Genomic DNA, 21339 nt, shown 5'->3' with positions numbered 1-21339 from the left:
TCGACCATGCGCTTCAAAGCAACCTCTCGCAAGCCACGGCCGGCCGTCGTGTCCTGCGCGCGATCGAGGGATATCTGTTCGGTCCGCGGCCGGACTCTCGAGGCTTCCGGCAAGGCCGCTTCGCATACGCATCATGCAATGGCGCGGCTGGGGAACGGGATGCCGGCGTAGTACATGGCGGCCCCGGAGACATTTTCAGGCATGCTCGAGAAGACCCCGACCACCGCGGCTGCGGCACCGATCACCGATGGTTTGCCTTGGGAGACCCGCCGCTGGGCGGTGGCCGCGATCTTCACGGCGCTGGCGATGGCCTCGCTCGATACCGCGATCGCCAATATCGCGCTGCCGGCGATCGCGAGCGATCTGCATGTCAGCCCTGCGGAAGTGGTCTGGGTCGTCAACGTCTATCAGATCGCGCTGGTCGCGACGCTGCTGCCGCTCGGCGCGCTCGGCGATATCGTCGGCCACCAGCGAATTGATCTCGGCGGCCTTCTGCTGTTCACATTGGCGTCACTCGGCTGTGCCCTGGCGTGGTCGCTGCCGAGTCTGCTGGTTGCGCGCACCTTGCAGGGGCTCGGCGCCAGCGGCCTGATGAGCGTCAACACAGCGCTGGTGCGCTTCGTCTATCCGAGCCGGATGCACGGCCGCGGCTTCGGCCACAATGCGCTCGTGGTCGCGACCGCCTTCACGCTGGGGCCGACCATCGCCTCCGGAATCCTCGCGCTCGGCCCATGGCCCTGGCTGTTCGCCGTCAATATTCCGTTCGGCGGCGTCGCGTTGCTGATCGGCATGAAGACGCTGCCGACGACGCCGCGCGCCACCCACGCCTTCGATTTCGCCGGCGCGGCGCTGGCCTGCGCCTGTCTCGGCCTCTTCATCATCGGCATCGGCAGCGCCGCGCACAAGGCCGCGCCGGCGCTTGTCATCGCCGAGCTTGTCGGCGCCGTCCTGTTCGGATGGATCCTGACCCGGCGGCATGCCAACCATCCGGCGCCGATGCTGCCGATCGACCTGTTCCGGCGGCCGATCTTCGCGCTGTCCGCCGCGACCGCCGTCTGCTCGTTCGCTGTGCAGGGCCTCGCCTTCGTGTCGCTGCCGTTCTACTTCGAGGACATATTGCACCGCTCGCAGGTCGAGACCGGCTTCTTCATGACGCCCTGGCCGCTGGTGGTCGCCTTCATGGCGCCGATCGGCGGCCGGCTGTCGGACCGCTATCCGGCCGGCATTCTCGGCGGCATCGGCATGCTGCTGCTCGGACTCGGCATGGTGCTGCTCGCGACCCTGCCGGCCGAGCCCAGCGTCGCCAACATCGTCTGGCGCACGATGATCTGCGGCATCGGCTTCGGCTTCTTCCAGACTCCCAACATGAAGGCGATCATGTCGAGCGCGCCGTCGCATCGCAGCGGCAGCGCCAGCGGCATCGTCGCGACCGCGCGGCTGACCGGGCAGACCACCGGCGCCGCCCTCGCCGCGCTCTGCTTCGCGCTGGCCGACCGCGAGGGCGCCACCGTGGCGCTGGCGCTGGGTGCCGGATTTGCCGCGCTCGGCAGCGTCATGAGCTTCCTGCGTTTGGCGGTCGCTTCACCGCAAAAGTCATGACAGGTATGCGGCGCGCACAGTCCGCGGCCAAACACCACAGCATCAACTTTCTTTCGCGCTGCGAGCGCATTTTCTTGATTCGAACCGTTCCAGTTTCAAGGCCAACATCGCACTGCAGTCCGGTCGGAGGATCGGACCATTCAGGGGATCGCGATGGCAAACCTCAAAATTAACGGCAAGACAATCACTGTAGACGTCGAGGACGATACGCCACTGTTGTGGGCAATCAGAGAGAACGTCGGACTGACGGGCACCAAATACGGCTGCGGCATCGCCCAATGCGGCGCCTGCACCGTGCATATCGACGGCGTCGCGATGCGCTCCTGCGGCGTCACGGTGAGCGAAGCGGCCGGCAAGGAAATCACCACGATCGAGGGTCTCGCGGCGGGCGGCGTGATGCACAAGGTGCAGCTCGCCTGGATCGCCAGCGACGTGCCGCAATGCGGCTATTGCCAGAGCGGCATGATCATGGCCGTCGCGGCGCTCTTGAAGGACAATCCGAAGCCGACCGACGACGACATCAACGACGCCATCACCAATATCTGCCGCTGCGGCACCTTCCAGCAGGTGCGCGAGGCGATCCATGCTGCCGCGAACGCATAAGGACGCAGCGATGAACCAGCACGTCATGCCAAAACTGAATCGCCGCGCCTTTGTGATCGGCACCGCAACCGCCGGCGCCGGCCTCGCGCTCGGCCTCGACCTGCCGTTCGGCGGCCCCGCCGTGGTGCGCGCGGCCGACGGCGCGCCCGAGGTCGACGCCTGGGTCGTGATCCGGCCCGACGACACCGTGGTGATCCGCATCGCCCGCTCCGAAATGGGCCAGGGCACGCTCACCGGCCTCGCCCAGCTCGTCGCCGAAGAACTGGAATGCGACTGGTCGAAGGTCACGACAGAATATCCGACGCCCGGCCAGAGCGTCGCCCGCAAGCGCGCCTGGGGCGACTTCTCGACCGGTGGCAGCCGCGGCATCCGCACCTCGCAGGACTATGTCCGCAAGGGCGGCGCCACCGCGCGCGTGATGCTGATCCAGGCGGCAGCCAACGAGTGGAAGGTGCCGGCCTCGGAGTGCAAGGTCTCTAACGGAGTCATCACCCACACGCCCTCGGGCAAGACGACGACCTACGGCAAAGTCGCGGAAGCCGCGGCCAAGCTCGAGCCGCCGGCCAACGTCAAGCTGAAGGACCCGAAGGACTGGACCATCGCCGGCAAGGGCCTGAAGCGGCTCGACACCGTCGACAAGACCACCGGCAAGATGGTCTACGGCATCGACGTCAAGCTGCCGGGCATGTCGAACGCCGCGATCAAGGATTGCCCGGTGTTCGGCGGCAAGGTGAAGAGCTTTGACGAGGCCAAGGTCGCCGGCATGAAAGGCGTCAAGAAGGTGGTGCAGGTCGGCGACAGCGCGGTTGCCGTCGTCGCCGACACCTGGTGGCACGCCAAGACCGCGCTGGATGCGCTGCCGATCGTCTGGGACGAAGGCCCCAACGCCAAGGTCTCCAGCGAGACGATCGCGACATGGCTCGCCGAAGGCCTCGACAATGCGCAGCCGGCCTATGTCGGCAACCAGAACGGCGACGCCAAGGCGGCGATCGCCAGCGCTGCCAAGAAGGTCGAGGCGGTCTACAGCTATCCCTACCAGAACCACGCCACGATGGAGCCGATGAACGCCACCGTGCTCTATACGCCTGACAAATGCGAGGTGTGGTGCGGCACGCAGAATGGCGAGGCGGCCTTCGCCGCGGCGCTCGAGGCCTCCGGCCTGCCGGCGGAGAAGGTCGACGTGCACAAGCTGATGCTCGGCGGCGGCTTCGGCCGGCGCGGCATGACCGACTATGTGCGGCAGGCGGTGGCGATCGCCAAGCAGATGCCGGGCACGCCGATCAAGCTGCTGTGGTCGCGCGAAGAGGACATGCAGCACGGCAAGTATCACCCGATCACGCAGTGCAAGCTGACCGGTGCGTTCGATGCCGACAACAACCTGGTCGCGCTGCACTACCGGCTGTCGGGTCAATCCATCCTGTTCTCGGTGCGCCCGGAAGCGCTGCAGAACGGCATGGACCCCGCCGCGTTCCAGGGCGTCGCGCAAGCCGGCGAGGCCGCGATCGGCTATTCGGTGCCTAACCTGCTGGTCGAGCATTCGATGCGCAACCCGCACGTTCCACCGGGCTTCTGGCGCGGCGTCAACGTCAATCACAACGCGATCTACATGGAATGCTTCATGGACGAGCTGGCGCTGGCGGTCGGGCAGGACCCGCTCGAATTCCGCCGCAAGCTGATGGGCAAGCACCCCAAGCATCTCGCCGTGCTCAACGCCGTGGCCGAGAAGATCGGCTGGGGCACGCCGGCGCCGCAGGGCGTCTATCGCGGCATCGCGCAGGTAATGGGCTATGGCAGCTATGTTGCCGGCGCCGCCGAGATCTCGGTGACCGACGGCAGCAAGATCAAGGTGCATCGCATCGTCGCCTCCACCGATCCCGGCTATGTCGTCAACCCGGCGCAAGTCGAGCGGCAGATCGCGGGCTCCTTCGTCTACGGCCTCAGCGCGCTGTTCTACGGCGGCTGCACCGTGAAGGACGGCCGCATCGAGCAGACCAATTTCGACACCTACAACTCGATGCGCATCAACGAGATGCCGAAGGTGGAATCGGTGATGGTGCCGAGCGGCGGATTCTGGGGCGGCGTCGGCGAGCCGACCATCGGCGTTGCGGCGCCGGCGGTGCTGAACGCCTATTTCGCCGCGACGGGAAAGCGCATCCGCAGCTTCCCGCTGCGCAACCAGAACATCAGCTTCGCCTGATCAAACCGGAAGCGGCGGCCCGACCGGCCGCCGCTTCCTTTTTCGGATTCTCGTGCATGGCCGTCACGCGTCATCACACGCGCAGGGATGTGATCCGTGGCGCCGCTGCCGTCGCAGCGGCCGCCTTGGCGCGTCCGGCGTTGGCGCAGGCGGCGCCGCGCATCGCGGTGATCGGCGGCGGCTTCGGCGGCGCGGCCTGCGCGCGGGCGCTGCGGCGGCTCGACACCAAGCTTCAGGTCACGTTGATCGAGCCGAACAAAACTTTCACCGCCTGCCCGTTCAGCAACGAGGTGATCGCAGGTCTGCGCGAGCTTGCCGCGCAGCAATTCACCTATGACAAGGTTGCGGCCGACGGCATCACGATTGCCGCACAGGCGGCGACGAAGGTCGACGCGCAGGCGCGCAGCATCGCGCTCGCTGATGGGACAACGCTGTCCTATGACCGGCTGGTGCTGGCCCCCGGCATCGACATGCGCTTCGACGCCCTCTCCGGCTATGACGAGGCAGCGGCCGAGAAGATGCCGCACGCCTGGAAGGCCGGCGAGCAAACCATGCTGCTGCGCAAGCAGCTTGAAGCCATGGACGATGGCGGCCTCGTCGTGATCGCGGTGCCGGCTGCGCCGCTGCGCTGTCCGCCCGCCCCTTACGAGCGCGCCAGCCTGATCGCGCATTATCTGAAGACGAACAAGCCGCGCTCGAAGATCCTGGTGCTCGACGCCAAGGACAATTACTCGCAGCAGAAGCTGTTCGAGAAGGCCTGGACGGAGCTCTATCCCGGCATGATCGAACGGATCGCGCTGTCGCAGGGCGGACGGGTGACGTCGGTCGATCCGGCGACCAACGAGATCGTCACCGACTTCGGCAATTACACCGCCGCGGTCGCCAATGTGATCCCGCCGCAAAGGGCCGGCCGCATCGCTGACATCGCCGGAGCAGCCGACCACACCGGCTGGTGCCCGATCGATCCCGTCACCTTTGCTTCAAGGCTCGTGCCCAACATCCACGTCATCGGTGATGCCGCGATCGCCGGCGGCATCCCGAAATCCGCCTCCGCGGCGGCAGCGCAAGGCCGCGCCTGCGCGGCGGCGATCGTGAGCGCGCTTGCCGGCAAGGCGCCGGAGACGCCGCGGCTGGATGGTGCCTGCTACAACACGGTCGCGCCGGGCTACGCCTTCTCGCTGAAGGGCATCTATCAGCCGAAGGAAGATCAGTACGCCGAGGCGGAGATCACCACGAGCCCGGTCGATGCGCCGCACGAGGTGCGCCAGCGCGAGGCAAATCAGGCGCTCGACTGGTTCAAGAGGATCACGGGAGATGCCTTTGGCTAGGCTCGCCCTCACAATGCTTCTCGCCGCGGGACTGTTCGCGGCCTGCTGGCCCGTCGGCGCCGAGGAGCCGCGATCCTACACCGTCGTGGGCGATGCGATTCCGGCCTCGCTGACGGGAACCAGGGGCGATGTGGCGCGCGGCCGCGCGCTGATCGTCGAGCGTTCCTCCACTTGCATCCTCTGTCACAGCGGCCCATTTCCCGAGCAAGCGTTCCAGGGCGACCTCGCGCCGAACCTTGCCGGAAGCGGCAACCGCTGGTCCGAAGGACAGTTGCGGCTCCGCCTGGTCGATGCGTCGCATCTCAACGCGGCGACGATCATGCCGTCCTACTATCGGGTCGAAGGGCTCGTGCGGGTCGGCACCTCTTGGCGCGGCAAGCCGATCTTGTCGGCGGAGCAGATCGAGGATCTCGTGGCTTACTTGACGACACTGCGGAACTAGGACCAATCAATCGATGGCGAATTCGGACCACACCACACGCCGGACGTTTCTGAGCCTGACTGGCGGCGCCGCGGCGCTGGTGATCGTGCGCCCCGTGGACGCGACGCCGGCGATGCTGTCGGCCGCGATCCGCAATGTCGTCGGCGAGGCCGATGTGCACACCGGCAAGGTCAAGCTCGACATTCCGCCGCTGGTCGAGAACGGCAACACGGTGCCAATGACGGTCAGCGTCACCAGCCCGATGACGGCGGACGAGTATGTGAAGAGCATCCACATCTTCAACGAGAAGAATCCGCAGCCGAACATCGGCAATTTCTATCTCGGGCCGCGCGCCGGACGCGCCCAGGTGTCGACCCGCATCCGCCTCGCCGACAGCCAGAAGGTCACCGCCATCGCGCGGCTGTCCGACGACACGTTCTGGTCTGCAACCGCCGACGTCGTGGTGACGCTCGCTGCCTGCACCGAGGAGGCGATCTGATGCCGTCGGCCCTGATCAATGTCCCAGCCAAGGCCAAGCGCGGCAGCGTCATCGAGATCAAGACGCTGATGTCGCACATCATGGAGACCGGCTATCGCCACACCGCCTCGGGCAGCGTGGTGCCGCGCGACATCATCACGAGCTTCACTTGCCGCTTCAACGGCGAGGAGGTGTTCCGTGCCGACCTTTATCCCGCGATCGCGGCCAATCCGTTCATCACCTTCTTCACGACGGTGACCGAGAGCGGCAAGTTCGAATTCGAGTGGGTTGGCGACAAGGGATTTTCGGAGACCGCCCAAGCTTCGATCACGGTCGAATGAAGATTGCGGTCTGCATCGCGCTGCTGACGGCGATGGCCGGCGCTGCGCTCGCGACCGAGATCCCCAGGGCGAACGCCGCTCGGGCTACAGCTTCATGAGCGCGGACAGCAAGGCGATGCAGGACGAGGACACCGCCAATCCCGGCATGCTGTCCGTGCTCGACGGCGAGGCCTTGTGGACGCGCAAGGCCGGCGCCGCAAACAAGGCCTGCGCCGACTGCCACAACGACGCCAGCGCCAGCATGAAAGGCGTCGCGGCGCACTATCCGGCCTTCGACAAGGCGCTGCAAAAGCCGGTCGACCTCGAGGGACGGATCAACCTCTGCCGCACCAACGACCAGCAGGCCTCGCCTTTCGCCTATGAAAGCCGCGAGCTGCTGGCGCTGACCGCCTATGTCGCACGGCAATCGCGCGGCATGCCGATTACGGCCGGCGACGATCCGGAGCTCGCGCCGTTCGTCGAACAGGGCCACGCGCTGTTCATGCAACGGCAGGGCCAGCTCAATCTCGGCTGCACCAACTGCCACGACGATAATTGGGACAAGAAGCTCGCGGGCAGCGCGATCACGCAAGGCCAGCCGACCGGCTATCCGCTGTACCGGCTGGAATGGCAGGCGCTCGGATCATTGCAGCGGCGGCTGCGCGCCTGCATCACCGGCATCCGCGCGCAGGCCTATGATTACGGCTCGCCCGAGCTGGTCGAGCTCGAGCTCTATCTGATGACGCGGGCGCGCGGCATGCCGGTCGAGACGCCGGCGGTCAGGCCCTAGCGCCAACCCTCATGGTGAGGAGCGCGAAAGCGCGTCTCGAACCATGAGGCCCCAGTCGGGCCTCGCCCTTCGAGACGCTTGCTGCGCAAGCTCCTCAGGGTGAGGAGATGGAGTTATTGCGTAGCGGTCAGCGCTCGGCGAACGCCTTCTCGACCACGAATTGCGCGGGCTCGCCGTGATTACCCTCGACGAAGCCGCGGCCATTCAGCAGCGTGCGGGTGTCGGCGACCAGCGCGGGCGAACCGCAGATCATGACGCGGTCATGGGCGGCATCGAGCGCCGGCAGGCCGATGTCGGTGAACAGCTTGCCCGAGGTGATGAGGTCGGTGATGCGGCCGCGGTTGCGGAACGGATCGCGCGTCACGGTCGGGTAGTACATCAGCTGGTCGCGCACCAATTCGCCGATCAGTTCGTCCTGCGGCAGCTTCTCGGTGATCATCTCGCCATAGGCGAGCTCCTTGACGCGGCGGCAGCCGTGCAGCAGCACGACCTTCTCGAACCGGTCATAGGTCTCGGGATCCTTGATCACGCTGAGGAACGGCGCGAGGCCGGTGCCGGTGCCGACCAGATAGAGGTTGCGACCATCCTCGAGGTTGTCGATGACCAGCGTGCCGGTCGCCTTGCGGCTGACGATGATCTCGTCGCCTTCCTTCAGGTGCTGGAGGCGCGAGGTCAGCGGGCCGTCCGGAACCTTGATCGAGAAGAACTCCAGCGTGTCCTCGTAATTCGCGCTGGCGACGCTGTAGGCCCGCAGCAGCGGCTTCTCGCCGATCTTGAGCCCGATCATGGTGAACTCGCCGTTGCGGAAGCGGAACGACGGGTTGCGCGTGGTCTTGAAGGAGAACAGCGTGTCGGTCCAGTGGTGAACGCTGAGGACGCTTTCCTGGTTGAAATTGCTCATCGTCAGTTTCCTTGACGCGCGGGCCGGATTGGCGGCAAAATCATTTGTACACGATCGTTCGTATACAAATGAATAATCCAGCTTGATCCGGCCGTCAAGCCACGGGCACAATGGCCGGCGAAGGCGTTGAACCTAAAGGAAAAACCATGGCGCACGATGCACCCCAGGCGACCGGTCCGAGCAAGCTGGTGATCCGCAATATCGGGCTGTTGCTGTCGGGGGCCCTGGAAAAGCCGATCCTGGATGCCGACACCATCGTCGCCGAGAACGGCAAGATCACTGCGATCGGCCGCCTCAAGGACGTCGACACCGAAGGCGCCACCACCATCGTCGATGCCAATGGCACGACGGTCGCGCCCGGCCTGATCGACAGCCACGTCCACCCCGTCGCCGGCGACTGGACGCCGCGGCAGAACCAGATCAACTGGATCGACAGCTATCTGCATGGCGGCGTCACCACCATGATCTCCGCCGGCGAAGTGCACATGCCCGGGCGGCCGCGCGACGTCGTCGGGCTGAAGGCGATGGCGATCTTCGCGCAACGCGCGTTCTGGACGCTGCGTCCGGGCGGCGTGAAGGTGCATGCCGGCGCGCCCGTGATCGAATGCGAGATGGTGGAGAACGACTTCAAGGAGATGGCCGCCGCCGGCGTCAAGCTGCTCGGCGAGGTCGGGCTCGGCGGCGTCAAGGACGGACCGACCGCGCGCAAGATGGTCGGCTGGGCGCGCAAATACGGCATTCAGAGCACGATCCACACCGGCGGCCCGTCGATCCCGGGCTCCGGCCTGATCGACAAGGACGTGGTGCTGGAGGCCGACACCGACGTGGTCGGCCATATCAATGGCGGCCACACCGCCCTGCCCGACGACCAGATCCGCTGCATCTGCGAGGGCTGCAAGCGCGGGCTCGAGCTGGTGCATAACGGCAATGAGCGCTCGGCGCTGTTCACGCTGCGCACCGCGCGCGAGATGGGCGATTTGCACCGCGTCATCCTCGGCACCGACGCGCCCGCCGGCTCCGGCGTGCAGCCGCTCGGCATCTTGCGGATGGTCTCGCTGCTGTCCTCGCTCGGCGAGCTCCCGGCCGAGCTGGCGTTCTGTCTGGCGACCGGCAACACCGCGCGGATGCGCGAGCTCGATTGCGGCCTGATCGAGGTCGGCCGCTCGGCCGATTTCGTGCTGATGGACAAGGCACAGCATTCGCCGGGCAAGAACATCCTGGAGAGCGTTCAGCTCGGCGATCTCCCGGGCATCGGCATGACCATCATCGACGGCATCGTCCGCACCCAGCGCAGCCGCAACACGCCGCCCGCGGGCAAGGTGCCGGAGGTGGTGGCGAAGTGACGTGCACCAAAGCCGTTGCGCGGAGGTGACGGGGTGAACAGCGGTGCAACATATCCGTTGTCGCCCCGGCGAAGGCCGGGACGGCGCTGAGCGTTTGGTGCCACTCGTCAGTCATACATTCACTTGCTCCCAGGCTGACGTGCTGGATCGGTTGCTCAACCCCTTGAGCGGGCTGCCAGATCGCGCGCCCGGCGGCGCGCGGCTTTGCCGCGCCGCCTGCGTAACCGAACCTTGTTTTCACCTGTCACCATTGCGGTGTATTCTCACCGCAAGCGAACCTTAGCCGGCGGCACTCGCAAGAGGCATTTTTCGATCCGGAATAGTTCTTGCTGCTGCGTGCCGCCATGCCGTGTTGATCTACACCAGGCAATCAGGAGGCAGCCGATGACGATGAGGCCAGATCCTACGTTCCACGCGTCGCCGAAGCTCGCGATGGAAGCGCCGGCCGAGAGCTTTGCCTACACCGTGCTGCTCAGTCCGGATTTTTCAAAGCCGGACGCGCTCGCGGTGATCGACGTCAAGCCCGGCTCTCCGACCTACAGCAAGATCGTCCACACGGTGACGATGCCCAACAAGGGCGACGAGTTCCACCATTTCGGCTGGAACGCCTGCTCGTCGGCGCTGTCCCCGCTGGCCGGACACGCCTTCCTCGAGCGTCGCTATCTCATCATCCCCGGCATGCGATCCTCCCGGATCTATATCGTCGACACCAAGCCGGACCCGACGCAAGCCAAGATCCACAAGATCATCGAGCCCGGGGAAATCTTCAAGAAGACCGGCTACTCGCGACCGCACACCATCCACTGCGGGCCGGAAGGCATCTATGTCAGCACGCTCGGCGGGAGCGGCAAGGACGGCACCGACGGGCCGCCCGGCATCTTCATCATGGACTGCGAGACATTCGAGGTGCTCGGCCGATGGGAGATCGATCGTGGCCCGCAGACCAAGCATTATGACTTCTGGTGGAACCTGCCGCGCGACTACATGGTGAGCAGCGAATGGGCCCTGCCGCCACAGTTCGAGAACGGCATCGTGCCGGAAGACCTGCTGTCGAACAAATACGGCCATCGGCTGCATTTCTGGGACCTGCGCGCCCGACGCAATGTCCAGACCATCGACCTCGGCGCCAACCATCAGATGGCGCTTGAGGTGCGTCCGGCGCACGATCCGGTTCGCGAACACGGCTTCGTTGGCGTCGTGGTCGATACCACGAACCTCGAGGGTTCGATCTGGACCTGGTGGCGCGAGGGCGGCAAGTTTCACATCGAGAAGACGGTGACGATCCCGCCCGAGCCCGCATCGAAGGACCAGCTGCCGCCGCTGTTGCAGGGTTTCGGCGCCGTACCTCCGCTGGTGACCGATATCGACTTGTCGATGGATGACAAGTTTCTCTACGTCGCCTGCTGGGGCACCGGCGAGATGCGCCAATACGACGTCAGCGATCCGCGAAAGCCAAGGCTCGCCGGCTCGGTCCGCATCGGCGGCATCGTTCATCGTGCGCCTCATCCGAACGGACAGGCTTTTGCCGGCGGGCCGCAGATGGTCGAGATCAGCCGCGACGGCAAGCGGGTGTACTGGACCAATTCGCTCTATTCGACCTGGGACGACCAGTTCTATCCGCAAGGCGTTCCCGGCGCCGAGGTGATGGCGAAGGCAAGCCCGGGCGGAGGGCTCGAACTGGCGAAGGACTACTGGGTCAGCTTCCCCGACGGCTATCGGGCGCACCAGATCCGGCTCGATGGCGGTGACTGCTCCACCAACTCGTTCTGCTATCCGTCGGTCTAGAGCGTTTTCGAAGTGGGTACCGGTTCGCGTGAAGAAAACGCGTCAAAACAAGAATCCAGAGCCCGTTCCGATTCGATCGGAACGGAAAAGGCCCTGACGTGAGCCCGGCCGACTGGACTCCGGCCTGGCTGTGGCTGGCGGTCATTGCGAGCGGCCTCTACCACGGGATCAACCCGGGCATGGGCTGGCCGCTCGCGGTTTCTGCGGGGTTAATGCAAAGGAGTTCGCGTGCGCTGGTGACCGCGCTTGGCCCGCTCGCGATCGGTCATTTGCTGGCGATGCTGCTGGTGATCCTTCCGTTCGCGCTCTTGATCACCGTCGTCGAATGGCAGCGCACGATCCGGATCGGTGCCAGCCTGCTCGTCATCCTGTTCGGTGTCTATCGGCTGATCGACCGGCGCCATCCGCGGGCCCTGGCGCGGATACCGCCGGCGCAACTCGCGCTGTGGTCGTTCGCGGTGGCGATCGCCCACGGCGCGGCGCTGATGCTGGTGCCGATCTATCTGGGGCTGTGCCGCGAGGCTGAAGCCGACCAAGGCCATGCGGCCGCCAACAGCCTGATCGACACCAGCCTCACGATGGCCGTGCTGGTCTCCGTCGTCCATGCCGGCGCGATGATCGCCGCCGGCGGATGCCTGGCGTGGCTGGTCTACCGCTACCTTGGCCTGAAATTCGTGGCCCGGAGCTGGTTCAATCTGGACACGGTTTGGGCGCTCAGCCTCGTGCTGGTGGGTGTCGTCGCGCTGGTGCTTGCTCTTGCGACGTAGTGCGGGCGCGGCACGCTGCCCGTAGGTAAGACGCTGGAGATCGCACGAAGTAGTAGCGGCGACCCGTCACCCTGAGGTGCACGCGCAAGCGTGCCTCGAAGGGTGAACGGCCCACGGCAGAAGTCGGGGCCGTCGACCCTTCGAGACGCCACGCTGCGCGTGGCTCCTCAGGGTGACGGGGATCGATAATGTCACCGCAGCCTGCCGAGCAGCGCGATCAGCGTCTCGCGCTCCTTGGCGTCGAGCGGCGCCAGCGTCTCCCTGGAGATCACGAGCGCATTGGGCGCGGCCTTGTCGGCCATCTGCTGGCCGGCGCGCGTCAGGCTCACCAGCAAGCGGCGGCCGTCGTCGGGATCGGGCGAGGTCTCGGTCAGGCCGCGCGCGGTCAGGCGATCGATCACGCCCTTGATGGTCGCAACGTCCATCGAGGTCAGCCGTCCGAGCTGGTTCTGCGAGCAGGCGCCGACCTCCGACAGCTTCGACAGCGCCGCCCACTGCGTCGGCGTCAGATTGATGCCGATCTCTCGGGCGAAGATCACGGCATGGCGCTGCGACACCTGGCGCAGGATGAAGCCGATCTGCTCGTCCAGCACGTATCCCGGCCTGGTCGCCTTCCCGTTTCGCTTCGGTGCCGCACTCCTCGCCATTGTCCACTCCGCCCTTACAGCGACAGATGCGCGTCGCGGATATCCGGACGCGCATCGAGCTCCGCCATGGTACCGCCGAAGCAGATCCGGCCGCGCTCGATGATGTAGGCGCGATCCGAGATCAATCGTGCGAAATGCAGATTCTGCTCGGAGACGACGATGCTGACGCCCTCTTTCTTCATCGCCAGGATCGCATCGACCATCTGCTCGACGATTTTCGGCGACAGCCCCTCCGAGGGCTCATCGAGCAGCACCAGCGACGGATTGCCCATCAGCGTACGCGCGATCGTCAGCATCTGCTGCTCGCCGCCGCTCATGCGCCCGCCGGGCCGGCCGCGCATCTCGCCGAGGTTCGGGAACAGCTTGAACAGTTTTTCGCGATCCCATTGCGGCGCGCCTGCCCGCTTGGGCTGCCGGCCGACCTCGAGATTCTCCTCGACCGTCAAATCCGTGAAGATGCGCCGCTCCTCCGGGACATAGCCGAGCCCGCCGCGCACGATCGCATGCGTCGGCAGATCAGAGACGTCCCGGCCCTCGAACATCACGCGGCCGGAGCGGTTCTGGACCAGGCCGACGATGGAGCGGAACGTGGTCGATTTGCCGGCACCGTTGCGCCCGAGCAAGGCGACCACTTCGCCCTCGCCGACCTCGAGCGCGATGTCGAACAGGATATGCGCCGGGCCGTAGAAGCTGTTGAGGTCCTTTACCGTCAGCTTCATGCCGATGCTCCCTCGCGGTGCCGGGCGTCATAGACGAGACCCTCGCCGAGATAGATCGCGCGCACCTGGGCGTTGCCGCGGACTTCTTCGGGCGAGCCTTCGGCAATCAGGCTGCCGCGGTTCAGTACCAGGATGCGGTCGGCATGCTCGAACACCACGTCCATGTCGTGTTCGGTGAACAGCACGCCGATCGATTGCTCGCGCGCGATCCGCGCCGTCAGCCGCATCAGCTCGACGCGCTCGCGCGGCGCCATGCCGGCGGTCGGTTCGTCCATCAAGAGCAGCTTCGGCTGGTTGGCGAGAGCGATCGCAAGCTCGAGCCGCTTGACGTCGCCATAGGCGAGCTCGCCGCAGGGCCGCTCCGCATAGGCGCCCATGCCGACCAGATCGAGCAGCCGCCCGGCCTCGTCTCGAGCGTGGCGGGCGGTCGAGGCCCACAGATTGAACAACTGCCCGCCATGCGAGACCAGCGCGACCTGCACGTTCTCGCGTACCGTCATGGTTGGAAACGTCGCCGCGATCTGGAAAGTACGGCCGACGCCCATGCGCCAGATCACGCGCGGCTTCTTGCCCGTGGTCTCCGCGCCCAGCACGCGAATGCGGCCGCTGTCGGGAATGTTCTGGCCGTTGAGCATGTCGAAGCAGGTGCTTTTTCCCGCGCCGTTCGGCCCGATCAGCGCCAAAATCTCGCCCGCGCGCAGTTCGAAGGAGACGCCGCGCACGGCATGCACGCCGCCATAGGATTTGGTCAGCCCCTCGACCGACAGCAATGTGGGAACCATGCTCATTCGGCGCTCTCGATGCGGGAGGTCAGCAAGGGCGATACCGACGACGAGGATTTGCGCCGGCGATGCATGAAGGCTTCCAGCGTGCCGACGATGCCCTTGGGGAACGCGACCACGATCAGCACCACGAACGCGCCGAGCACGAGTTTGACCAATCGGTCTGGCTGACCAGCCAGATGTTGAGCGCCTTGTAGACGATGGCGCCGACCACCGCGCCCGACACCGTCTCGACACCGCCGAGCAGCACCATGACCAGCGCATCGACCGACAGCGAGATACCCATATTGTCGGGGAACACGCTGCCCTTGAGATAGGCGAACAGCGCACCGGCAAGGCCGGCGACCGTGCCCGCGATCACGAAGGCGGTCCACTGGATCCGCTTGCCGTCGATACCGATGGCTTCGCTGCGCAGCGGCGAATCGCGCGTGGCGCGCAGCGCGAAGCCGAAGGGTGAGAACACGATGATGCGGAGGATCACCACCGCAAGCGTGGCGATGCCGAGCGACAGCCAGTAGAAATGCGACGGGCTCGCCGCCCATTTTTCCGGCCAGACCCCGAGGATGCCGTTGTCGCCGCCGGTGACCGACACCCACTGGAACGCGATCGACCAGACGATCTGCGCGAAAGCCAGGGTCAGCATCGCGAAATAGACGCCGGAGAGCTGCACGGCGAAGAAGCCGAATACGGCCGCGCCCATTAGCCCGAGCAGCGGGCCGAGCAGCAGGCAGGCGATCATCGGCAAACCGGCCATCTTGGCGAGCAGCGCCACGCCATAGGCGCCGAGGCCGAAATAGGCCGCGTGGCCGAACGAGGCGAGCCCGCCGACCGACATCAGGAAGTGCAGGCTGACCGCGAAGATCACGAAGATTGCGATCTCCGAGCCGACCGTGAGCAAATAATTGCCGGCGACGAAGGGCAGCGCGGCGGCGAGGACGAGCACGGCAATCGCGGCGAACCGCTCGTTCATCGTCAGCGGCCGCCACGGATTGACGGTCAGCCCCGGCGTGCGCCGCGCCGGTGCCTCCGGCTTGCCGAACAGCCCCCAGGGACGGACGATCAGCACCACCGCCATCACCAGGAACACCAGGATGATGGAGATCTTCGGGAAGATCAGGATGCCGAAGGCGTTGAGCTCCGACACCAGCACCGCCGCGACGAAGGCGCCGATGATGCTGCCGAGGCCGCCGATCACGACCACGACGAAGACCTCGACGATGACGCGCAAATCCATCGCGTGGTTGACCGCATCACGCGGAATCTGCAGCGCGCCGCCAAGCGCGGCAAGGAAGACGCCGAGCGCGAACACGCTGGTGAACAGCCATTTCTGATTGACGCCGAGCGCCGCCACCATGTCGCGGTCCTGCGTCGCCGCGCGCACCAGCACACCCCAGCGGGTGCGCTGGAACAGCAGCCAGAGCACGCCGAGCACGACCGGCCCGAGCACGATCAGGAACAGATCGTAGCTTGGAATATTTTGGCCGAAGAAATCGATCGCGCCCTTGAAGCCGGGCGCGCGGCGGCCGACCAGATCGTCCGGGCCCCAGATCAGCACCACGAGGTCCTCGACCATCAGCGTCAGGCCGAAGGTCGCGAGCAACTGGAACAGCTCTGGCGAATGATAGATTCGGCGCAGCAGCACCATCTCAACCAGCACGCCGATCGCAGCAACGGCCAGCGCCGCAACGACGATGCTGCCCCAGAAGCCGAGCGCGCCGGAAAAGCGCTCGGTCAGGGTAAAGGCGACATAGGCGCCGAGCATATAGAACGCGCCATGCGCGAAATTCACGATCCGCGTCACGCCGAAGATGATCGACAGACCCGAAGCGACCAGGAACAGCGACGCCGCGCTGGCAAGACCGGTCAGGAACTGGACGACGTAGAAAGCCATGGGCGGTCCGCGTTGGAGTTTCCGTTCACCTCGCCCCGCCTGCGGGGAGAGGTCGAACTCAAGCGCCAGCTTGAGTTTCGGGTGAGGGGACTCTCCGCGCGCTCGTTCGCGGAGATAGCCCCTCACCCCAACCCTCTCCCCGTAAGAACGGGGAGAAGGAGAAGTTTAAGCCTCTCCCCGCAAGAGCGGGGCGAGGGAGAAGAAAAAATCAATCCTTCGGCCGCAGCTTCTCGATCTCGGCATCGCTGGGCAGATAATCCGCCCCCTTGCGATAGGCGGTGTCGACCATGATGCCCTTGCCGTCCTTCAGCGCGGTCTTGCCGGTGAAGGCGCCCAGCGTCGACTGGTGATCGATCTTGCGGAAGGTGATCTCGCCGAACGGCGACGGCATCGAGATGCCTTCCGCCGCCGCGATCAGCTTCTCCGGATCGCTCGAACCTGCCTTGGCAAGGATCGCCGCCGCCGCCTTGATGGTTTGGTAGCCGACGATCGAGCCGAGCCGCGGATAGTCGTTGTACTTGGCCTGATAGGCCTTCAGGAACGCGTCATGCTCCGGCGTCTTGATCGCGTACCAGGGATAGCCGGTGACGATCCAGCCCTCCGGCGTCTCGTCCTTGAGCGGATCGAGATATTCCGGCTCGCCGGTCAGGAAGCTCACCACGGTGCGGCCCTTGAACAGGCCGCGGGTGTTGCCTTCGCGCACGAGCTTGACGAGGTCTGCGCCGAAGGTGACGTTGAGGATCGCTTCCGGGTTCGCCGCCGCAACCGCCTGCACCACCGGGCCGGCGTCGATCTTGCCCTGCGGCGGCCACTGCTCGTCGACCCACTGGATATCGGGCCGCTTCGCCGACATCAGCTTCTTGAACACCGCGACCGCCGACTGGCCGTATTCATAGTTCGGCGCGATCGTCGCCCAGCGTTTTGCAGGCAGTTTTGCGGCTTCTTCCACCAGCATTGCCGCCTGCATGTAGTTCGACGGACGCAGGCGGAACGTGTAGCGGTTGCCTTTCGACCACGTGATCGCGTCGGTCAAAGGCTCAGCCGCAAGGAAAAACACCTTCTTCTGGTTGGCGAAGTCGGAAACGGCAAGGCCGATGTTGGAGAGGAACGTGCCGGTAAGCATCGCGACGTTCTCGCTCGACACCAGCTCGTTGGCCGCGGTCTGCGCATCCGCCGGCTTGCCGCCGTCGTCCTTGGAAACGACCACGAGCTTCTTGCCGCCAATACCGCCGGCGGCATTGATCTCCTCCACCGCCAGTTGCCAGCCCTTGCGATAGGGCTCGGTGAACGCCGGCAGCAAGGAATAAGAGTTGATCTCGCCGATCTTGATTTCGCTCTGCGCCATGGCCTGCGTCGTCATGGCGCTCGTTGCCATGGTCGCGACCGCGATCGCCAATCCCGCCCCTACGAAATAACCACGCATCCCGTCCTCCAGTTTTTCTTCAAAGAGATTATCGCAATCCGTCTTCGCCTTTGATCTCGCCGACCGTCAGCCCGCCGACGCGCGGCAGCGGCCGTCCACTGTCGGTCACCGCGACCGCGACCATGATCTCGTTGGCCCGCGGCGCGTCGTTGATCTGCACCTCCATGCCGTCGAAATGGCTGCGCACGAAGGCCGCGTCCTTGTGCCCGAGCGGAATATCCAGCGTGGTGCCAGGCCCCGAGCGCTTCTTCGACGACGGGATCAGCGCCGCGCCCTTCGACAGCACCTTGCGCACCGGCGCGCCCATCTTCGGATGCAGGATCGCCGCCGCATGCTCGAGCTCGCCATTCTCGCCGACGGCGGCGGCCTTGCCGTAGCTGTGCGCCTTGGCGCCGTCGATGCCGAGCGCGGCGACGGCCCGCTTCGAGAGCAGTTCGCCGAGTTCCTCGCCGATCGCGATCAGCGGCGACAGATCCTCGACATAGCGGCCGGCAAAGGGGTTCTCGATTACGGCGATCGCGGCGGCCCGCCTTGTCGGCGGTGCGATGGTCTTGCCCATCTCCAGATGGGTCTCCTCGACCACTGTGACGATCTTGCGAATGACGGCGCTCATCTTGCCTCGCTCCCGGTCATGCCTGCAGCAGGTGTTCTGTCGTTCTTCTCTGTAACGCGTGCGATGCCGGCGCCCCAATCCCAGTTGCACCGACAAGCCGCGTTTCGCCCAGTAGACGCAATGCCGCGCCCTCGATCAATCCCGACATCAGGAGGTCGCGCGCCCGCGCCGCCCCCGCCTCGAGCGCCTGCTCGACCTCGTGTTCCGCCAGCCGCCCGACATCGCGGGTCACCAGCCGCGCGCCGAGGTCGCTGTCGGGCTGCAGCTCGCTCGCCGGAACGCGCAGGATCGTGGGATGATTGGGCAGATCGACCGCATTGGCGATCACCGTCGCCGCGGCATCCGCCTGCGAGGCCGTCCGCGCCAGCACGGTGACGGCATCGGCAATGCCGAGCGAGAAGCTGCGGCCGTGGCGGCCGCTGGTCGCGATGCCGCGGACCGGCGTGTCGGCATCGACCGTCATGGTGCGCATCACGCCATGGCGGTCCGGGCGGTCCATCAGACCGACGGTGAATTGTTCGCCGTCGCCGAGATGCAGGGCAATGTCGCCGCCGTTGTTGACATAGGCACGGTCGAGCGGCGCGGCCTCAAGCATCGCGCCCAAAATTTCCTCGGCGACCGAGCCCGCAACCGCTGCCATCGGCGTGATGAAGCAATCGGCGGCAAACGGCGCGACCGCCGCATGCATGCGCTGTGCGACCACACCTTTCAGCGTGCACCCGCCCGGAGCGGCTGCGCTGCGCAGTTCGGCCAGTTCCGCGCAGAGTTCGTCGAGCAAGCCGGTGAAGCGCGCCGCCGCAGCCTGATAGGCGGCGCTGACGTCCTTGTCATTACCCTTGGCCTCGATGACCAGATCAATCGGGCCGTCCTGCAAATGCAGCCGCTTGCCGTCAGGAAGAAGCGCGATTTGCGGGAGGCTAGAGCCTTTTCCGTTCCGATGGAATCGGAACGGGGCTCTAGATTCTCGTTTTGACGCGTTTTCTTTGCGCGAACCGGTATCCACTTCGCTGGAAAACGCTCTGGTCATGCGCGCCGCCCGGGGAGAAACGGCATCGGCCGGACTTCGGCACTGTCCCGCAGCGATGACAGCGGCCGGACGTAATCCATGTGGCCGCCTAGCGCCGCGTAGTCCGACAGCTTCATCGTGAACTCGATCGGCGCCACCAGCGCCGGCGTCGGCACGTAGCCGAAGGCGCCGGCCGGCATCTGCGTGACATCGACCATGAAGGTGATACCGCCGCCGGGCCAGACATAGACCGGCGCACCGCCGCTGGTCACCCGCGTCAGCGCGTCCTTCACCGAGCGCGTCAGCCGCACCGGATTATCGGTGACGCCGGCGCGCAGCGATCCGCCCGCGCCGCCCATGAACAGCACGGTGCACAGCGCCGGCTCGCGATTCTCCTGGATGCGCTCGACCGAAAATTTGAGGTCCGCCGGCATCTCGGTCTCGATCGGCTTCAGCGCCTCGTCGAGCACGTAGTAGGACGCATGCTCGCCGGTGGTCGAGACCATCAGCATGGTGAGCCCGGGCCGCGCCTCCTTCGCATTGAAGGGGCCGAGGATCGACAGCGGATCGGAGATGTTGGTGCCGCCCCATCCGGTGCCGGGATCGGCGACCTGGAAATAGCGGCCGGGCGTCGAGCGCCGCCCCTTCATCTTGATGCCGGTGTCGGCGATGTCGAGCAGCTTGCCGGCCTGGTGTTCGCTGAGCACGCCGGTGATGTGATCGTCGACCACCACGACCTCATCGACCTTGCCGTGCCATTGCTTGGCGAACATGCCGATCGTCGCCGAGCCACAGCCGACCCGCATGCGCTCTTCTGCCACACCATTGACGATCGGCGGCCTGCCGGCCTGCACCACGACGGTGGCGCCGCCGTCGATGGTCAACTCGACCGCCTTGCAGTTGGAGAGATCCATCAGCGTGTCGCAGGTGACGCGGCCTTCCTTCTTGGAGCCGCCGGTCAAATGATGCACCCCGCCGAGCGAGAGCATCTGCGAGCCATATTCGCTGGTCGTGACATGGCCGACCGCCTCACCGTCCGCGCGCACGGTCGCGGTTTCCGGGCCGAGGTAGCGGTCGGTGTCGATCTTCACCTTGACGCCGCAATACGAGAAAATGCCTTCAGTCACCACGGTGACCATGTCGACGCCGTCGACCTCCGACGACACGATGAAGGGCGCCGGCTTGTAATCCGGATAGGTTGTTCCTGCGCCGATCGCGGTGACGAACAGTTCGGGCTGGCGGACGATCTTGCCGTCCCAATCGCCGCTCACCTGGAACGGAACCAGCTTGCCGCCATGCGACACGGTGCGCTCCAGCACGACATGCGGATCGACGCGCACCAGCGTGCCGTCATGGTTGGCATAGCGGTCGCAGGCGCCGGCCGCGCCCGGCTTGATGTAACACATCACCGGACAGGCATCGCAGCGGATCTTGTCGCCGGCGGCGACGGTCATTGTGTCAGCCATCGTGACCAAGCCTGGACTTCTGGCGGCGGTCGATCATACTGCGCTTCCGCCTCCTATGCATATCGTTCGTATACGAATGATCCTGCGCGCGAGCCCGTTACCTGTCAAGCGGCCTTTGCAATCAAACCGTGCCCTTCGCGTGCGCACCCTGTTCATAAAGCGGGCACGCGCTGCAGCGCGGCATGCCGCCGCTTGCACGTTTGTATACAAACGTTATCCTCGTCGGCGATCCGACGCTGACGTTGCAGCGCAAACATCAA

Annotated in this window: 18 protein-coding genes and 2 pseudogenes; 11 read left to right on the top strand and 9 right to left on the bottom strand. The window is 65.7% G+C overall.

Going from position 1 to position 21339, the window contains the following annotated elements:
- Positions 1 to 201 precede the first annotated feature (201 nt).
- The 8 genes and pseudogenes from ACSKB9_RS36850 (at position 202) to soxA (ending at position 7736) form a co-directional block, all read left to right on the top strand.
- Positions 202 to 1599 carry an MFS transporter gene (locus ACSKB9_RS36850; protein ID WP_438079329.1) on the top strand — a complete coding sequence of 466 codons (1398 nt, stop codon included), beginning with the start codon at positions 202 to 204 and terminating at the stop codon, positions 1597 to 1599.
- Between the two features lie 153 nt (positions 1600 to 1752).
- Positions 1753 to 2202 (top strand): (2Fe-2S)-binding protein, encoded by a 450-nt coding sequence (locus ACSKB9_RS36845; RefSeq protein ID WP_016846497.1) that lies wholly within the window; start codon positions 1753 to 1755, stop codon positions 2200 to 2202.
- Positions 2203 to 2212: 10 nt separating this feature from the next.
- A complete protein-coding gene (locus ACSKB9_RS36840) occupies positions 2213 to 4399 on the top strand; it encodes a molybdopterin cofactor-binding domain-containing protein (RefSeq protein WP_438079327.1) in 2187 nt (728 codons plus the stop codon).
- Positions 4400 to 4455: 56 nt separating this feature from the next.
- Positions 4456 to 5727: an FAD-dependent oxidoreductase gene (locus tag ACSKB9_RS36835; RefSeq protein ID WP_438079325.1), complete on the top strand. Its 1272-nt coding sequence runs from the start codon at positions 4456 to 4458 to the stop codon at positions 5725 to 5727.
- Positions 5728 to 5740: 13 nt separating this feature from the next.
- Entirely contained in the window at positions 5741 to 6169 is a 429-nt protein-coding gene (gene soxX, locus ACSKB9_RS36830) for a sulfur oxidation c-type cytochrome SoxX (RefSeq protein WP_438080560.1), read from the top strand.
- Positions 6170 to 6182: 13 nt separating this feature from the next.
- Complete coding sequence (locus ACSKB9_RS36825) at positions 6183 to 6647, top strand: SoxY-related AACIE arm protein (protein ID WP_438079323.1); 465 nt, start codon at positions 6183 to 6185, stop codon at positions 6645 to 6647.
- Positions 6647 to 6967: a thiosulfate oxidation carrier complex protein SoxZ gene (gene soxZ, locus ACSKB9_RS36820; RefSeq protein WP_438079321.1), complete on the top strand. Its 321-nt coding sequence runs from the start codon at positions 6647 to 6649 to the stop codon at positions 6965 to 6967. Before ACSKB9_RS36825 ends, soxZ begins: the two co-directional genes overlap by 1 nt.
- Positions 6964 to 7736 (top strand): annotated as a pseudogene (gene soxA, locus ACSKB9_RS36815) (sulfur oxidation c-type cytochrome SoxA). The gene soxZ and the pseudogene soxA overlap by 4 nt, the downstream one beginning before the upstream one ends.
- A gap of 127 nt (positions 7737 to 7863) precedes the next feature.
- On the opposite strand, the gene ACSKB9_RS36810 reads toward soxA, so the two are convergent.
- Entirely contained in the window at positions 7864 to 8637 is a 774-nt protein-coding gene (locus tag ACSKB9_RS36810) for a ferredoxin--NADP reductase (protein WP_438079319.1), read from the bottom strand.
- A 146-nt stretch (positions 8638 to 8783) separates the two neighbouring features.
- Between ACSKB9_RS36810 and ACSKB9_RS36805 the strand changes: the two genes are divergently transcribed.
- The 3 genes from ACSKB9_RS36805 to ACSKB9_RS36795 all read left to right on the top strand — a co-directional run bounded on the left by ACSKB9_RS36805 (position 8784) and on the right by ACSKB9_RS36795 (position 12532).
- Positions 8784 to 9980, top strand: coding sequence for an amidohydrolase family protein (locus ACSKB9_RS36805; protein WP_438079317.1), 1197 nt, complete (start codon positions 8784 to 8786; stop codon positions 9978 to 9980).
- 384 nt (positions 9981 to 10364) lie between these two features.
- Entirely contained in the window at positions 10365 to 11765 is a 1401-nt protein-coding gene (locus tag ACSKB9_RS36800; RefSeq protein WP_438079315.1) for a selenium-binding protein SBP56-related protein, read from the top strand.
- A 98-nt stretch (positions 11766 to 11863) separates the two neighbouring features.
- On the top strand, positions 11864 to 12532 hold the full coding sequence (locus ACSKB9_RS36795; RefSeq protein ID WP_438079313.1) for a hypothetical protein: 669 nt from the start codon (positions 11864 to 11866) through the stop codon (positions 12530 to 12532).
- A gap of 191 nt (positions 12533 to 12723) precedes the next feature.
- Here the strand turns inward: ACSKB9_RS36795 and ACSKB9_RS36790 are convergent, their stop codons facing one another.
- From ACSKB9_RS36790 to ACSKB9_RS36755, 8 genes and pseudogenes are all read right to left on the bottom strand, one after another.
- The gene (locus tag ACSKB9_RS36790) at positions 12724 to 13179 is read right to left on the bottom strand and encodes a MarR family winged helix-turn-helix transcriptional regulator (protein WP_229192287.1); all 456 of its coding nucleotides are present in this window, start codon (positions 13177 to 13179) and stop codon (positions 12724 to 12726) included.
- Positions 13180 to 13193: 14 nt separating this feature from the next.
- Entirely contained in the window at positions 13194 to 13898 is a 705-nt protein-coding gene (locus ACSKB9_RS36785) for an ABC transporter ATP-binding protein (RefSeq protein ID WP_431016792.1), read from the bottom strand.
- Positions 13895 to 14686 (bottom strand): ABC transporter ATP-binding protein, encoded by a 792-nt coding sequence (locus tag ACSKB9_RS36780; protein WP_016842451.1) that lies wholly within the window; start codon positions 14684 to 14686, stop codon positions 13895 to 13897. The genes ACSKB9_RS36785 and ACSKB9_RS36780 overlap by 4 nt, the downstream gene beginning before the upstream one ends.
- A pseudogene (locus ACSKB9_RS36775) lies at positions 14683 to 16571 on the bottom strand (ABC transporter permease). The gene ACSKB9_RS36780 and the pseudogene ACSKB9_RS36775 overlap by 4 nt, the downstream one beginning before the upstream one ends.
- A gap of 208 nt (positions 16572 to 16779) precedes the next feature.
- The gene (locus ACSKB9_RS36770) at positions 16780 to 17994 is read right to left on the bottom strand and encodes an ABC transporter substrate-binding protein (protein ID WP_438079310.1); all 1215 of its coding nucleotides are present in this window, start codon (positions 17992 to 17994) and stop codon (positions 16780 to 16782) included.
- A gap of 28 nt (positions 17995 to 18022) precedes the next feature.
- A complete protein-coding gene (locus ACSKB9_RS36765) occupies positions 18023 to 18607 on the bottom strand; it encodes an amino acid synthesis family protein (RefSeq protein WP_016842455.1) in 585 nt (194 codons plus the stop codon).
- Between the two features lie 16 nt (positions 18608 to 18623).
- A complete protein-coding gene (locus ACSKB9_RS36760; RefSeq protein WP_438079309.1) occupies positions 18624 to 19634 on the bottom strand; it encodes a UPF0280 family protein in 1011 nt (336 codons plus the stop codon).
- A complete protein-coding gene (locus ACSKB9_RS36755) occupies positions 19631 to 21079 on the bottom strand; it encodes a 6-hydroxynicotinate reductase (protein ID WP_438079307.1) in 1449 nt (482 codons plus the stop codon). The genes ACSKB9_RS36760 and ACSKB9_RS36755 overlap by 4 nt, the downstream gene beginning before the upstream one ends.
- Between the last annotated feature and the right edge of the window lie 260 nt (positions 21080 to 21339).

Origin of the sequence: Bradyrhizobium sp. BR 1433, assembly GCF_051547665.1 — a bacterium.
GTDB classification, from domain to species: Bacteria; Pseudomonadota; Alphaproteobacteria; order Rhizobiales; family Xanthobacteraceae; genus Bradyrhizobium; species Bradyrhizobium australafricanum.
The sequence above is the reverse complement of the archived record's forward strand: the minus strand, read 5'-3'. Positions and strand labels throughout refer to the sequence as shown.

Bases quoted from the DNA above. Each gene is read 5' to 3' on its own strand.
- soxX (WP_438080560.1), top strand. From the start codon at position 5,741: ATGCTTCTCGCCGCGGGACTGTTCGCGGCCTGCTGGCCCGTCGGCGCC.
- ACSKB9_RS36760 (WP_438079309.1), bottom strand. From the start codon at position 19,634: ATGACCAGAGCGTTTTCCAGCGAAGTGGATACCGGTTCGCGCAAAGAA.
- ACSKB9_RS36770 (WP_438079310.1), bottom strand. From the start codon at position 17,994: ATGCGTGGTTATTTCGTAGGGGCGGGATTGGCGATCGCGGTCGCGACC.
- ACSKB9_RS36835 (WP_438079325.1), top strand. From the start codon at position 4,456: ATGGCCGTCACGCGTCATCACACGCGCAGGGATGTGATCCGTGGCGCC.
- ACSKB9_RS36755 (WP_438079307.1), bottom strand. From the start codon at position 21,079: ATGGCTGACACAATGACCGTCGCCGCCGGCGACAAGATCCGCTGCGAT.
- ACSKB9_RS36850 (WP_438079329.1), top strand. From the start codon at position 202: ATGCTCGAGAAGACCCCGACCACCGCGGCTGCGGCACCGATCACCGAT.
- ACSKB9_RS36805 (WP_438079317.1), top strand. From the start codon at position 8,784: ATGGCGCACGATGCACCCCAGGCGACCGGTCCGAGCAAGCTGGTGATC.
- ACSKB9_RS36845 (WP_016846497.1), top strand. From the start codon at position 1,753: ATGGCAAACCTCAAAATTAACGGCAAGACAATCACTGTAGACGTCGAG.
- ACSKB9_RS36790 (WP_229192287.1), bottom strand. From the start codon at position 13,179: ATGGCGAGGAGTGCGGCACCGAAGCGAAACGGGAAGGCGACCAGGCCG.
- ACSKB9_RS36785 (WP_431016792.1), bottom strand. From the start codon at position 13,898: ATGAAGCTGACGGTAAAGGACCTCAACAGCTTCTACGGCCCGGCGCAT.
- ACSKB9_RS36800 (WP_438079315.1), top strand. From the start codon at position 10,365: ATGACGATGAGGCCAGATCCTACGTTCCACGCGTCGCCGAAGCTCGCG.
- ACSKB9_RS36765 (WP_016842455.1), bottom strand. From the start codon at position 18,607: ATGAGCGCCGTCATTCGCAAGATCGTCACAGTGGTCGAGGAGACCCAT.
- soxZ (WP_438079321.1), top strand. From the start codon at position 6,647: ATGCCGTCGGCCCTGATCAATGTCCCAGCCAAGGCCAAGCGCGGCAGC.
- ACSKB9_RS36840 (WP_438079327.1), top strand. From the start codon at position 2,213: ATGAACCAGCACGTCATGCCAAAACTGAATCGCCGCGCCTTTGTGATC.
- ACSKB9_RS36810 (WP_438079319.1), bottom strand. From the start codon at position 8,637: ATGAGCAATTTCAACCAGGAAAGCGTCCTCAGCGTTCACCACTGGACC.
- ACSKB9_RS36780 (WP_016842451.1), bottom strand. From the start codon at position 14,686: ATGAGCATGGTTCCCACATTGCTGTCGGTCGAGGGGCTGACCAAATCC.
- ACSKB9_RS36825 (WP_438079323.1), top strand. From the start codon at position 6,183: ATGGCGAATTCGGACCACACCACACGCCGGACGTTTCTGAGCCTGACT.